This is a genomic window from Gaetbulibacter aquiaggeris (assembly GCF_044003965.1).
GTDB classification, from domain to species: Bacteria; Bacteroidota; Bacteroidia; order Flavobacteriales; family Flavobacteriaceae; genus Yeosuana; species Yeosuana aquiaggeris.
The window spans coordinates 1,347,553-1,362,555 of the sequence record NZ_JBAWKC010000001.1 but is presented as its reverse complement, the minus strand read 5'-3'; the positions used below and the strand labels follow the sequence as shown (position 1 = coordinate 1,362,555).

Here is a 15,003-nt window from a genome sequence, read left to right as displayed (position 1 = left end):
TTTAGTTCTTTACAATTTTGAATGTTTGTGAAAAAGTTTGAGACTCTATTTTTAACAGATACAATCCGCTGCTTAAAAAAGAAAGGTCCAATAGACTTTTATTTTTATCTAAATCTATTTCTAGAACCTTTTTCCCAAGAATATTATAAAATATACCTTTTGATTCATTATCATTTGAAGGTACTGCTATATTTAAAATATTTGAAAGTGGATTTGGAAATATTTTTATGTCTAAATTATTTTCTTCAGAATCTTTCATTGATAATGCATTATTCAAAGCCAATTGTAAATTAGGAATTCCATAGCCCAAAAAATAATCCGGACTGTTAAATTGTGAAGCAGATTCTCTTACTAATTGCATAATTTCAGCGTTTGTTTTGTCGGGTAACGCTTGCCATAAACAAACAATACCACCAGCCATAATGGGAGAACTAAAGGAAGTACCATTTGCGCTACCAATACCGTCAGATTCATTAATAACTACACTTGCCAATCCTTGCGCAACAACGTCTGGTTTTAGAATTGGTTGAATTGAACTTCCAACAGAACTGAATGTCACATATTCTCCTATTGAATTTACGGCTCCTATTGATAAAACACCTGCTGAATCTGCAGGCGCATTGATTCCACCTAAACCTTCATTCCCTGCTGAGTTTACAATTAAAAGCCCTTTTTCAAAAGCTATATTAGCACCTCTTGTTATATAAGTTGTTTGACCATCAAAATCTAAAGGATGATAATTGTACGATGTTTTATCATAAAAACTACCATACCCTAAAGATGAATTAATCACATCAACGCCTAAGCTATCTGCTCTTTCTGCTGCTTCTACCCAAAAACTTTCTTCAACGGGATTTTCGTTTGGCCCATCTTCAGTTATAAATAAATAATAGGACGCATCTGGTGCAGTTCCCACATAATCATTTTCAACATAACCTCCCATAGTACTTAAAACTAAAGTACCATGATTGCTCTCTGTGTTTGTATAAACATTTTCGTCTCTATTTACAAAATCATAATGGCCTAAAATTTTACCAGCACCTAGCAATCTTTGAAACGAAGACATCGTATTTACATTTGGAAATCCGGCGTCAAGCACCGCTACAGTCATGCCTTCTCCTGTATAGTCTGCCAAGTGCAACTGATCTCCCTTAAACATCTGTATTTGATTAAGAGCATTACCATAATTAAAGGTTGTAAACGTTTCTTGAAATTTCGAAATTTTCTTTACCTGTTCTGTCTTTAATGTGTTTAAACTTTTATCAGCAAAATCTATTAAGCTAACAAACACTAAACTTGCTAGAGCATTTATATTGGTTTCAGTTCCTCTTACGTGAACAGCATTTAACCATTTAGACTTAGCCAGAACACTTATACCAGGTTGGGTTTTTAACAGTGAAATATAATTTTCATTTACAGGCACATCCCGTTCATCAATTAAAACACCATGATTAATTTTTCTGTCAATTGCTTTTTGAGTAAGGATAGTAATTGGATCTGCTATTGAAGCTGAAACATTTTGCTTATCAGCTAAGTACACCCAGGCATCTTCTTGCTGAGCAAAATACAGTATTGGGATGCACCATAGAAATAAAAAAAGTAGGTTCCTTTTCATGACTAATCCTATTAGGTCCTTACAAGTTAAGAAATTACACCAGAACCAACTAATTCATCTTTTAGATACCATGCCACAAACTGTCCTTCTGTAATGGCAGATTGTGGATTATCAAACTCGACATACAAACCTGAATCAACTTTAAAAAGCGTAGCTTTTTGTAATGGCTGTCTGTATCGAATTCTGGCCATTACTTTCATGGTATCATCAGTACTTAACTTTAAATCTTCTCGAATCCAATGCAACTCTTCATTTTTTACAAATAAGGCTGATTTATATAAGCCGGGGTGTTCTTTCCCTTCACCTGTATAAATAATATTTGACTTTACATCTGTTTCAATAACAAATAGTGGTTCTACATGACCTCCAACTGCCAATCCTTTTCTTTGACCTTTGGTAAAATAATGTGCTCCCTGATGTTTACCTATAACTTTTCCGTCTTCTAAATGATATTCCTTTTTTCTAGATAAAAATTCAAGTCTATCTTCTAAGTTATTAAAATCAGGATGACTCCGTTTATAAATAACGTTTTCTTTAAAGATTTCAACAATTTGTCCTTCTTTCGGTTTTAATTGTTGTTGTAAAAAATCTGGCAATTTTACTTTACCTATAAAACAAAGTCCTTGTGAATCTTTCTTTTCAGCGGTTACCAAATCAATTTTTGAGGCTATTTCTCTAACTTCTGGCTTAGTTAACTCACCAATAGGAAATAATGATCTGGACAACTGATGCTGCGATAGCTGGCATAAAAAATAGGATTGATCTTTATTAGGATCGACACCCGCCAACAGCTGATAGATGTCTTTACCATTTTTAGAAATAACACCTTTTCTGCAATAATGACCTGTTGCAACATAATCTGCACCAAGTTCTATTGCAATTTTCATAAACACATCAAACTTAATTTCCCTATTACAAAGCACATCAGGATTTGGAGTGCGGCCATTCTTATATTCCTTGAACATATAATCAACAATGCGCTCCTTATATTGTTCACTTAAATCCACCGTTTGAAACGGGATACCCAGCTTATCTGCAACCAGCATGGCATCATTACTATCATCTAGCCAAGGACATTCATTAGATATAGTTACAGAATCATCGTGCCAGTTTTTCATAAATAAGCCTATGACTTCATAGCCTTGCTCTTTCAGTAAATAAGCAGCAACACTAGAATCTACACCACCAGAAAGTCCAACAATTACTCTTTTCATTAATCTAGTTTGTTATTATTATTTAGACAGAATATTAAATTATCTCTTACTTCATATCCTGCCTAAAAGAAATAATTTAAATAATAATAGTCCGTAAAGATACATATAATCCCCATAATCTGTATTGAAATGGAGACTCCTTGAGATTGATAATGTTTTTTTTGTTTAAAGTTTTGTTAAATTTATTAAACATTATTATTTTTGTTTAATCTATTTGTATTTTTGTTAAACATTTATAGCAGTCTAAATATTAACAATAAAATTATCAAACATGAAAAAATTTAAAAATTTATCAAAAATTACGGCAATATTTGCTTTTGCCTTTTTAGCATTCTCTTGTAGTGACGACGACGATAATAGTCCTGCAGCTGCATTACCTGAAACAATTACTGAATTAGCAGTAGCAACTCCAGAATTAAGTATTTTGGTTGATGCTTTAACAATCGCTGATTTAGCTGCAACGCTTGATCAACCAGGAAGTTATACTGTGTTTGCGCCAACAAATGATGCATTTACTGCTTTTTTAGCTCAAAACAATATTCCATCTTTAAATGATGTTCCAGTTGATGTTTTAACTCAAATTTTATTAAACCATGTCATTGTTGGCGAAAATGCTTCATCAAGTTTATCTACAGGATACGTAAGTACGCTTGCTACTCAATCTAATTCAGATTTAAATCTAAGTATGTTTATAGATACCTCGAATGGTGTAAGATTAAATGGTGTTTCTAGCGTTGCTATTCCAGATATTGAAGCAACTAATGGAATTATTCATGTGGTAGATGCTGTCATAGGTTTACCAACGATTGTAGATCAAGCTTTAGCAAACCCAGCATTTAGTAGCCTTGTTGCTGCGTTAAGTGCTGCAGACGGAAACTTAGTAAGTGTTTTAAGTGGTGAAGGAACTTTTACTGTCCTTGCTCCAGATAACGACGCTTTTGCTACATTTTTAAATGGTGCTGCGTTAGGAGATGTTCCAACTGATGCTTTAGCAAACATATTATTGAACCATGTTTTAGGTAGTGTTGTAACCTCTACAGATTTAGTTGGTGCAGGTGCTGGATACACTAGTACATTAGCTTCCGGACCTGGAATGAGCAATTTAAGTTTATACTTTAATACAACAGAAGGTGTACGTTTTAATGGTGTTTCATCTGTTGCCGCTGCTGATGTAGTTACAACTAACGGAATTATTCATGCTATTGATGCGGTTATTCCTATCCCGACTGTAGTGACATTTGCTGTTGCAGATCCTAATTTTACAACATTAGTTACAGCATTAACTACTTTAACTCCAGCTACTAATTTCGTAAGTATATTATCAAACCCAGAAGGTTTATTCACTGTATTTGCTCCAACAAATGCTGCTTTCGAAGCATTAGCTTCTATACCAGGAGAGTCTGTATTAACTCAAGTATTATTACATCATGTGATTGGTGCCAATGTAAGATCCGGTGATTTAACTCCAAATGGTAATACTGTAGCTCCATCATTAGAAGGTGATAATTTAACGATTTCTTTACCTGGTTCTGGTCAAAATATTGCAAATATGACTGACGGTTCTGGAAATTCTGACATAGGAATCGTTGCAGTAGATGTGCAAGCCGGAAACGGTGTTATCCACGTAATTAACAAGGTAGCAATACCAACAATATAAAAAAAAGTTAGTTTTAGTTTGGTTTGTTTGATTTAGACTTAAATGTCTAAATAAATGTAAGGGCTCTTTATTAAATTAAAGGGCCTTTGCATTTATCATTTTTTTTGTTTGGAATGATATGTATAATCTTTTTCTTCGGTCAGTTTTCCGTTTTCATAAGTTTTCCAAATTCCATGTTTCTTACCCTGTTTATATTGGCCCTCTAGAATTAATTGCCCTTTAGGGTCATAAGACTTAGCTAATCCATGTAACTCTCCATTGACATAATGAAACTCTTTTAAAACTACATTCTTATCTGTGTACCAAAATGAAGGCCCTTCCAATTTACCATGACTATAGAACTGCTTTTCAGCAATCTGGCCGTTTTCATAATATACCAATCGGTCACCATCCAGTTCTCCTTTTAAATCATAATTTTCTAAGGTTAGAAGCTTATTAGAATTTTTTTGATAATACTTCCAAACACCTATGTAAATTTTACCATCCATTTGTCCTTCACTCACCACTTTTCCTGCAGAAGTATAAAAGGTGACATAGGATTTATTATCCGTATCATTAAATTGTTTAGTAGCCGTTAGAGACGCTTTCTTCTCAATATTTTTATAATATTTAAAGAGTCCTGTTTCCTTACCATGATTAAATTCCCCTTCATACCTTAAAACAGTAGTATCATCAAAATATTTTTTCCAAATGCCATGACGCTTGCCTTCAGCATCAAATTGGTTAATGTTTTGTGCTGAAACTAAACCAGCAAAAAACACAAAGATTATAAATGCTAATTTTTTCATACTTTAAATAACGAATTCTTATTGCTGAAATTGTATAGAACAAAAAAGCCGCCAAATGGCAGCTTTTTATTTATTTACGTTTTTGTGATTGCTTTTGTTTTTCTGCCTGTTCCATCATTTCTTTCATTTTCTTTTGGAAACGATTTTCTTTTTTAGGCTTCTTCTTATTCTCTTGAATTCTGGCATGTATTTTATCTTCATCAATAATAAAATTCTTAATAACCAGCATGATACCAATAGTAATTAAGTTAGAAACAAAATAATACAAACTTAAACCTGAAGCATAATTATTAAAGAAAAACAACATCATTAATGGTGAAAAATACATCATATACTTCATCATTTTACTCATATCGGGCATACCTTCCTGAGTGGGTTGTGACGCCATTTGCTGTCCGGTAGTCATTTGCATATAAAAGAAAATCGCTACAGATGCTAAAATTGGAAACAAACTCACATGGTCACCATAAAACGGAATATGAAACGGCAATTTCGCAATGGTATCATAAGATGATAAATCTTCTGCCCAAAGGAAACTTTTTTGACGTAAATCAAAGGCCGAAGGGAAAAATTGAAATAAAGCATAAAACACAGGAAGTTGCACCAGAGCCGGCAAACAACCAGCCATAGGACTTGCACCCGCTTTACTATATAAAGCCATGGTTTCCTGTTGTTTTTTCATGGCATTATCCTTGTACTTCTCAGTAATCTCAGCAATTTCCGGTTTTAGAACCTTCATTTTTGCCTGAGACACATAGGACTTATACGTTACAGGAGACATGACTATTCTTACTAAAATGGTCATTACTATAATAGCAAATCCATAAGGTAAAAATCCACTTAGAAACCCGAAGGTAGGAATGAAGACGTAACGGTTAATCCAACCAAAAATACCCCAACCTAATGGTACAACCTCATCTAAATTTCTGTCATAAGCATTTAATATTTTATAATCTGATGGACCAAAATACCAATTCATGGTTTTATTAATCTCACCTGACGCCAGTTCTAACGGTAATTTAGCTTCAAAAGACTTTGTAAATACAGTATCAATCTCTTCATCTTTAACTAAATTATATGATTTTAAATCGGCTGTTTTAAAAGGGGAATCAGCTAATAAAATAGAGGTAAAAAAATGTTGTTTAAAAGCTACATAGGTCACATCATTTTCTGTAGATTCAGAAAGTTCACTCTGACCCAAATAATTATCCTTACCGTCTTCATATTCATAGATTAACTCTGTGTAACGATTTTCATAAGCTACACTTCTGGCGTGGCGATACGTTTTAATCTTCCAGTCTAAATTAATTGCCTGTGAACTGTTTATTACTTGATCAAGTCCTTGAGATCTGATGGTAAAATCCATCATATACTCATTTTTCTTAATCTCATATCTGTATTCCAAAAACCTGTCTTGTGATACCTTAAGTTTCATAGAAACAATGGTATTCTCTCCATTTTTAGTGATGGTAGGTTCAAAATACAAGTCCTGAGTATTTAAAATACGACTATCTGTAGTTCCAAAATTAATATTGAAAGCTGCATTATTATCTTTTACCAAATAAACAGGAATGGAATCATAATTTACAAAGTTCTTTAACTTAACTTCAGAAAGGAATCCACCCTTATTACTAAATTTCAACTGTAACAAATCATTTTCAATAATGGTTTCATTATTTGAAGCTGACGGCAAGGTAGATGAATAGGCAAAGGCCCCTAATTTATTTTTTAAAGAGGTTAACTGAATCGAATCAGACACTGCTTCCTTAGAAAAATCTTCAGCAGTTGTTTGAATGACATCCTCTTGAACTTTGGCTTTTTCTTCAGCTGCAAGTTGCTCTTGTTTGGCCTTTTCCTGCTCTGCAACCTGTTCTGGAGTTGGTTGATTTTGCCAGAGCATATACATTAATATTCCGAAAATCAGGGCAAAACCTATTATCGAATTAATATCTAATTTTTTTTCTTCCATTTGTTGTTTTTTATTCCTCCTTCAAGTCAAGGATTTAAATGCTAATCAAAAAACTATCCATTTTTAGTTTTGTGACACAGTGGCACTTTTTTTACCGTTTTTAAATTTTAAGGCAGCTTTAACAAACGCTACAAATAACGGATGCGGATTGGCTACTGTACTTTTATATTCTGGATGATATTGCACTCCGATAAAGAATGGATGGCTGGGGATTTCAATAATTTCTACTAATCCTGTGTTTGGATTTAAACCGGTTGCAATCATTCCTTTAGCTTCAATGGCTGCTTTATATTTACCATTAAATTCATAGCGGTGTCTGTGTCGTTCCTTGATATGTTCAGATTTGTAAATATCTCTTACTAAACTACCAAGCTTTAAATTACAGTCCCATGAACCTAAACGCATAGTCCCACCTTTATCAGTAATGGACTTTTGATCTTCCATTAAATCAATGACCGGATTTTTGGTAGCAGGGTTCATTTCTGTGGAATCAGCATCGGGTAAATTTAATACGTTTCGTGCAAATTCAATGACTGCCATTTGCATTCCTAAACAGATACCAAAAAAAGGCATATTGTTTTCACGAACATACTTCACTGCTGTAATTTTTCCTTCAATTCCTCTTTCTCCAAATCCTGGAGCTACTAAAATACCATCTAAATGAGATAATTTTAGTTTGATATTGTCGTCATTCAAATATTCTGAATGAATAGATTCAACATTAACTTTCACTTCATTTTCTGCTCCGGCATGAATAAAGGACTCTAAAATAGACTTATAGGAATCCTGTAATTCAACATACTTCCCAATGAGACCAATAGTAACTTCTGTTTTAGGATTTTTATGTCGGGTTAAAAAATTATTCCATTGTGTAATATCAGGTACTGAACTTTTTAAAGCTAGTTTTTTCAAGACCACTTTATCCAGGCCTTCCTCAAGCATCAAATTAGGCACATCATATATAGTAGATGCATCTATAGATTGAATCACAGCCTCTTCTCTTACATTGCAAAATAAGGCTAGTTTTCTGCGTAAATCATAGGGTAAATCATATTCTGTTCTACACACCAAAATATCGGCCTGCACACCACTTTCCATCAAGGTCTTTACACTGTGCTGTGTAGGTTTGGTTTTAAGTTCACCGGCGGCTGCTAAATAAGGCACTAAAGTTAAATGTATAACAATAGCATTATTTTCACCTAAATCCCATTTTAACTGACGCACTGCTTCAATGTATGGTAATGATTCTATATCACCAACGGTTCCTCCTATTTCAGTAATTACGATATCATAATCACCTGAATTTCCAAGAATTTGCACGCGTCTTTTAATTTCATCAGTAATGTGAGGAACAACCTGAACCGTTTTTCCTAAAAACTCCCCACGACGTTCTTTGTCAATGACACTTTGATAAATGCGACCTGTAGTTACATTATTGGCCTGACTTGTTGGTACATTTAAAAAACGCTCATAATGACCTAAATCCAAATCCGTTTCAGCACCATCTTCTGTGACATAGCATTCACCATGCTCATAAGGATTTAAAGTGCCCGGATCCACGTTAATGTACGGGTCTAATTTTTGAATGGTAACTTTGTAACCTTGTGCCTGAAGTAATTTAGCGAGAGAAGCAGCAATAATACCTTTTCCTAAAGAAGAGGTAACGCCTCCGGTTACAAATATGTATTTGGTTGTTTTTGTCATGATGCGTTTATAAACGCAGGCAAATTTACAAAATTAAACTAGTTATTTAAACTTTGTTTTAGTTATTTAGAAATGAATTGTAAACATCTCTATACAACTCCAAACAAACGTTATTAATTGACATTGTAAGAAGAAAAAAAAACTACCTTCGTTTAACTACTGATATAAATCATTAAAACAATCCATGTCATCGGATTGGCAAACATTACAGATGAAATACCTTCCAATTGACAAATTTATAATTGAAACGAAAAAAGTAGAGTCTGAATTGACTACTCTTCTTTCGCAACAGATTGAACCAAAAAAATACTCTAGAGCGGAAAGTTTAATTTTTAAAATAAAAATATGAGAATTATAAATTGGTTAGATAATTTCATAGATTATTTTTTTGATTCCAAAAGGAGTATTTATATAATTTTATTTATTACTTCATTAATTGTATTACCTAATATTGGTCGAGAATCATTATGGTTGGACGAAATTTTTTCTGCAATTGCTGCTGTAAAAACTTCCTCATTATTTTTAATGTTTTCTGAACATATTTCAAGAGATGGAAGTCCCCCATTATACCATATTTTATTATTTTATTGGGGAAAAATAGTAGGCTCTAGTGATATTGCAATAAGATTATTAAGCTATATATTTACTTTGTTTGGTTTTATATTTTCCTATTTACTGTTAATAAAATATTTTACAAGAAGGATTGCAATTATATTTTTATCATTAAGTGCTTTTACACCTGGTGTGTTATATTTTGCCCAAGAGGCAAGAATGTATGCCTTGCTTTATGCATTAGCTTGTTTTGTAAGTATTATTTTTTTTATTTTTATAATTAGAATTAGAGATAATCAACAAATCGAAAAGAAGTTGATTATTTATTATTTTTTTGCTGGAGTTTTAATCTGTTATACTCATCATTTTGGAAGTCTACTTATTTTTTCGCTATCTTCAGTCGCAATTATATATTCATTATTGTTAAAAAGAATCACCTCTACAATAACTATATTTTTTGTTTCTTTTTTTATTGGAACCATTGCCGTTCTTTGGCTTTTTTTTCAGTTTTATTATGTCAATTTCGGAAATCATATTCAAGATGTTTCTTGGGTTAAAAATAATATTATTGGTATTATTTTAAATTTCTCAACTCTTCTAGCTATTAATAAATATGGTGTAGTGGTTCTAATATTTTTACTTATTCCATTTTTAATAACATTGCCTAACTTTTTAAGGTCTGTAAAAATATATATTATAATTTTACTTCCTGTTCTGTGGTTGTTTTTAATAGCATATTTAATTAGTTTAAAAACATTTAGTATATCGGAAAGGTACTTAATCGTAACAATACCACTAATTCTCTTGTTTTTTTCTTTCATTTTTAATGAATTATATAATGACAAAAAACAATATATTCTTTTATATCTAATAGGATTGCTAATATTATCTTCCTATAAAAATTACACTTATAAAAAACAAAATTGGAGAGACGCATCAAAATATATTGAAAGTAACTTTAATTCATCAAATTGTAAAGTGCCAATTAAGGCTTTGTCAGAAGGTTCTTTTGATAGGTTGCTGTTTGTTTCTTATTATTTAGGGTCTAAATATTCTTATTCATCCAGCGGTCCTGAAATTCAAGATAATTGTGATTTGATATATATAGATGGTCATACGAATGAAGAAGGAATTCGTAAAACCCTTATTAATTATAATATTTCTATACCGTATGAAATTTTAAACTTTAGTAAAGTTTATGTAGTTATAAAAAAGCGGAAATAATATTATTCAAGGAATAATTAAGCATAAAAATCCATTTTTACCGAGAATGATAGGAGAGTTTAAAACTCAATATGACAGAAGTTCAAAAATATTCTTAACAGAATTATTCAGATCAGAGTAAGATAAAAACAAAAACGATTTGCCAACAATGGCTAAAAAAAATTGCTTAATTATGCTAAATAGAAAAATTAAACTAACTTTAAAACTTAGCAACAAACAGCAGAAAATTACGGTTTCAAACCCGCAACTTTTCATAGCCTAAACCGTTAAACGAAAATTAAAAAACTATTTAGGATATTGCTTTTTAATGTTTCTGATTAAATGTTCCAGACCATTCAGTTTAAGTTCATAAACCGTTTGAAGTAAGTCCCCTAGTTTTCCCTTAGGAAAACCCTTGTTATGATACCAAACCACATAATATTCAGGTAAATCAATCAAATAACGATCCTTGTATTTACCAAAAGGCATTTTGGTGTGTGCTAAGGTTATCAGGAAATTTTTGTCTGGTTGGATCAACATAGGTAATTAGAATTGCAGGCACTAAGCATTATATTTTTACTATATACCACTGTAAAAAGAGTATTTAAAAAATGCTTACTCCTTAATTTCCACAATCCTTAAATCCTGATATTTTACCAAGTAGGATGCCTCATTGTAATAGCCACCAAACAATTTCTTTTTATACTCAAATTTGTTTTCAACATATTCTGTTAACGGACTTTCATTGACAGATTTGTATAAATCATCGGAGGATACTAATCTTAAAACTACATCCATCGTAACATCAAAACCTCTTACAGCGCGCTTGTTGGGCGTTACATGGTAAATCTCTATATATTTTTTGATAAAAGAATTATTTATATCACCATCATTACTTTTTGACATACTGCCAAATGTAAATTGTAAGTTTGACAAATGTTCATTAGATATTTCATCACCTTCAAAAGCAGAATTAATATTTGTAGTGGCCAGTATAATATCAATTCCTACTTTATTCTCTGCAATATTCTCTACCTGAATTAATGAATTTAAAATACTGGTCACATTTGAAGCGAATCCTTCATTTTGGGTTTCTAAGAAAACAATGTTTTGTCCAGGCTTTAAAACTGCGGCAATATCATCAACTAAAACATAATTGGCATCTTTGCCTTCTTTATTTTTCCTTGAATACACTTGTCTTGCACTTACAAACTCTTTCTTAATTTGACTGGCGACAAGAGTATTTTTAGTATCAGAAATGATAACTACATTATTCACATCAGGTACTGTTTTCACATATCCTATAATCTTATTTCGCAAGAATTCTACCGATGGTCTTGATTGGAATACATTCTCAACCAAATTCAAATTTTCACCAATAGGTGATATTACTGGAATATTATAAATTCTTAGATCAGCAACTGCTTTATCAAAATTATTTGGCGTTAATGGTCCAATAACGGCATCAACATCTTCAAAATTATGTTCTCTAATAATTTTCTCCACTTCACTTACCTGATATTTGGTATCATAGACATCTACTTTCAGTGAGATTCCCAACGTTTTTAAAGAATCTATAGCTAATAATATTCCTGAATGAAAATCTAAAGAGGCATTTAAATAAGGATCTTTATTGATACTTTGCTTTATGCCTGCAATAGAATCAAAATCAACTTTATTTAAACGAAACGGTAACATGACAGCAATATGTTTTGTTGAATAATCACGCACATAATGCACCAGATTTTTAACATTTGATGTCCCATCATTATTATTAACACTAGCATCAAAAGGCACTTTTAAAACCATTCCTTCTTTTAATCCTGTTTCTTTTAAAACCGGATTTAAGGCTTCCAATTGGTCTTGTTCCAGTCCTAGTTTAAGTTTTAATCTGTAGAATCCTTCTTTTGGTAATACCTTATAGTAACTGTATTGTTCATCAACTATCTTTTCATCTGTCTTAGTAATATTTGGCACATTAATAACCTGACCTTCCTGTAAGGTTTCACCCATATGTGGATTTAAGGCATCCAACTCTGTAACCGTTATTCCAAATTTATAAGCAATACGCCATTTACCTTCTTTAGGTAAAACCATGTAAGGTTTTGTTGGTTCCCTTTCTTCAACAACTTTAGTTGTTTTAAAAATTGGGATTTGAATTTTATCTCCTTTCCTTAAAGGATTCGCATATAAAAATGTGTTGTATTTTTTAATATCCTCTTCTGTAACATGATATTCTTTAGCTAAACTATATAAGGTCTCTCTTTTACCGGTTCTATGAGATCTAAATCCTTGTAATTCTTTTGTTATAGTAACTTTGGGCTCGTCTGCTTTGGAATTAGGAATGATTAAAAGGGCATTTAGTTTTAATCCTTTTTTAGCATCTGGATTTAAAGTATATATTTCAACAGGCGTGACTAAATATTGTTTAGCAATACTCTCAATAGTCTCTCCTTGTTTAACTTTATGTGTTTTATAATTTTGCCCTTGAACCGTATTTATACTGAAAAGAAACACTAAACAAATAATGGAAAAGAATTTAATCATGTAATCTGTTTTTAAATTTGAACTCAGGAAATTTTCCTTGGCTTAACTTAGGTTAACTAACTTTTTCTTCTAATACATATAGCATGCCAAAAAACCATATTAGAAATTAACTCAGCATAAAGTTTTACTCATTCTGATTATATACGCCCCTGACGCGTATTTTAGATGCTATCAAAAAAGATAAATATAACTTTAAATTATTGTATCTGCCAAAAATTATTCCCATTCAATAGTAGCTGGCGGTTTTGAGCTAATATCATATACTACTCTATTAACGCCTTTTACTTTATTTATTATATCGTTAGATGTTTTCTGTAAAAACTCATAAGGTAAGTTCACCCAATCTGCAGTCATACCATCTGTACTTTCTACCGCTCTAAGTGCCACACACTTTTCATAGGTACGCTCATCACCCATAACACCAACACTATTTACAGGCAGTAACATAGCCCCTGCCTGCCAGACCTTATCATATAAGCCCCATTCACGAAGACCATTTATAAAAATAGCATCTACTTCTTGAAGGATGCGGACTTTTTCAGCCGTAATATCTCCTAAAATACGAATGGCCAGTCCAGGACCCGGAAATGGATGTCGGCCTAATAATAAAGGATCAATACCCAAAGTAGCTCCTACTCTGCGAACCTCATCTTTAAATAATGACTTTAAAGGTTCTACTATTTTAAGTTTCATGAAATCTGGTAACCCGCCAACATTATGATGGCTTTTTATAGTAGCTGATGGACCGCCAGTAGCTGAAACACTCTCAATAACATCTGGATAAATGGTTCCTTGTGCTAACCAAGTTACATTTTCAATTTGGTGGGCTTCATCATCAAAAACTTCAATAAAAGCATTTCCAATGGCCTTTCGTTTTTTCTCAGGATCATCAATACCTGCCAAAGCATCCAAAAACCTTTTGGAAGCATCAACACCTTTTACATTAAGGCCCATGCCTTCATATTGCTTCAAAACACTTTCAAATTCATTTTTTCGAAGCAAGCCATTATTAACAAAAATGCAATATAAATTTTTCCCAATAGCTTTATGTAGTAAAACCGCAGCCACTGAAGAATCAACGCCACCGGAAAGGCCTAAAACGACTTTATCGTTTCCTATTTTATTTTGAAGATCTTCTATTGTTTCTTCAACAAATGATTGAGGCGTCCAGTCTTGATGAACCCCTGCTATATTGACTAAAAAGTTCTCTAATAATTGTTTACCATCCGCAGTATGATATACTTCCGGATGAAATTGAATGGCGTAGGTTGATTCACCTTCAATTCTATAGGCCGCGTTTTCAACATCATGCGTACTTGCCAATAAAACAGCCTTTGTTGGTAAATGCTTAATGGTATCACTATGACTCATCCAAACCTGACTTCCTTTTTTAATACCATTGAAAAAAGCTTCCTCATTTTTTATAAATGAAAGATTGGCTCTTCCGTATTCTCTTGTATTTGATGGCGCCACTTCACCTCCGGAGAAATGTGCTAAATACTGCGCGCCATAACAAACGGCAAGCATGGGCTTTTTTCCACGTATTTTTGATAAATCGGGATGGGGGGCGTCTTCACCTCTTACTGAAAACGGACTTCCAGAAAGAATGACCGCGTTGTATTCTGATACTGTTTCCGGTATTTTATTGTAAGGATGAATTTCGCAATAAATATTGAGCTCTCTGACTCTTCGGGCAATAAGTTGTGTGTATTGTGACCCGAAATCTAAAATAAGTACCTTGTTGTGTTGCATGC

At 32.6% G+C, this 15,003-nt stretch carries 10 protein-coding genes; 2 read left to right on the top strand and 8 right to left on the bottom strand.

Annotation, left to right across the window (positions count from 1 at the left end; translation table 11 throughout):
* Position 1: 1 nt before the first annotated feature.
* Both V8G56_RS05880 and mnmA read right to left on the bottom strand, forming a co-directional pair.
* Positions 2-1,615 carry a S8 family serine peptidase gene (locus V8G56_RS05880; RefSeq protein WP_395437491.1) on the bottom strand — a complete coding sequence of 538 codons (1,614 nt, stop codon included), beginning with the start codon at positions 1,613-1,615 and terminating at the stop codon, positions 2-4.
* A 26-nt stretch (positions 1,616-1,641) separates the two neighbouring features.
* A complete protein-coding gene (gene mnmA, locus V8G56_RS05875; RefSeq protein ID WP_395437490.1) occupies positions 1,642-2,829 on the bottom strand; it encodes a tRNA 2-thiouridine(34) synthase MnmA in 1,188 nt (395 codons plus the stop codon).
* A 271-nt stretch (positions 2,830-3,100) separates the two neighbouring features.
* On the opposite strand from mnmA, the gene V8G56_RS05870 reads away from it, so the two are divergent.
* Positions 3,101-4,486: a fasciclin domain-containing protein gene (locus tag V8G56_RS05870; protein ID WP_395437489.1), complete on the top strand. Its 1,386-nt coding sequence runs from the start codon at positions 3,101-3,103 to the stop codon at positions 4,484-4,486.
* Positions 4,487-4,581: 95 nt separating this feature from the next.
* Here V8G56_RS05870 and V8G56_RS05865 read toward each other — a convergent pair whose 3' ends face one another.
* From V8G56_RS05865 to V8G56_RS05855, 3 genes are all read right to left on the bottom strand, one after another.
* On the bottom strand, positions 4,582-5,274 hold the full coding sequence (locus tag V8G56_RS05865) for a toxin-antitoxin system YwqK family antitoxin (protein WP_395437488.1): 693 nt from the start codon (positions 5,272-5,274) through the stop codon (positions 4,582-4,584).
* A 70-nt stretch (positions 5,275-5,344) separates the two neighbouring features.
* The gene (yidC, locus tag V8G56_RS05860) at positions 5,345-7,243 is read right to left on the bottom strand and encodes a membrane protein insertase YidC (protein ID WP_395437487.1); all 1,899 of its coding nucleotides are present in this window, start codon (positions 7,241-7,243) and stop codon (positions 5,345-5,347) included.
* A gap of 63 nt (positions 7,244-7,306) precedes the next feature.
* Positions 7,307-8,947, bottom strand: coding sequence for a CTP synthase (locus V8G56_RS05855; protein ID WP_395437486.1), 1,641 nt, complete (start codon positions 8,945-8,947; stop codon positions 7,307-7,309).
* Positions 8,948-9,292: 345 nt separating this feature from the next.
* On the opposite strand from V8G56_RS05855, the gene V8G56_RS05850 reads away from it, so the two are divergent.
* Positions 9,293-10,723 (top strand): glycosyltransferase family 39 protein, encoded by a 1,431-nt coding sequence (locus V8G56_RS05850; protein WP_395437485.1) that lies wholly within the window; start codon positions 9,293-9,295, stop codon positions 10,721-10,723.
* A gap of 285 nt (positions 10,724-11,008) precedes the next feature.
* Here V8G56_RS05850 and V8G56_RS05845 read toward each other — a convergent pair whose 3' ends face one another.
* The 3 genes from V8G56_RS05845 to guaA all read right to left on the bottom strand — a co-directional run bounded on the left by V8G56_RS05845 (position 11,009) and on the right by guaA (position 15,001).
* The gene (locus V8G56_RS05845; RefSeq protein WP_395437484.1) at positions 11,009-11,242 is read right to left on the bottom strand and encodes a DUF3820 family protein; all 234 of its coding nucleotides are present in this window, start codon (positions 11,240-11,242) and stop codon (positions 11,009-11,011) included.
* Between the two features lie 75 nt (positions 11,243-11,317).
* Positions 11,318-13,249: a LysM peptidoglycan-binding domain-containing protein gene (locus tag V8G56_RS05840; RefSeq protein ID WP_395437483.1), complete on the bottom strand. Its 1,932-nt coding sequence runs from the start codon at positions 13,247-13,249 to the stop codon at positions 11,318-11,320.
* 216 nt (positions 13,250-13,465) lie between these two features.
* Entirely contained in the window at positions 13,466-15,001 is a 1,536-nt protein-coding gene (gene guaA, locus V8G56_RS05835) for a glutamine-hydrolyzing GMP synthase (RefSeq protein WP_395437482.1), read from the bottom strand.
* Positions 15,002-15,003 lie beyond the last annotated feature (2 nt).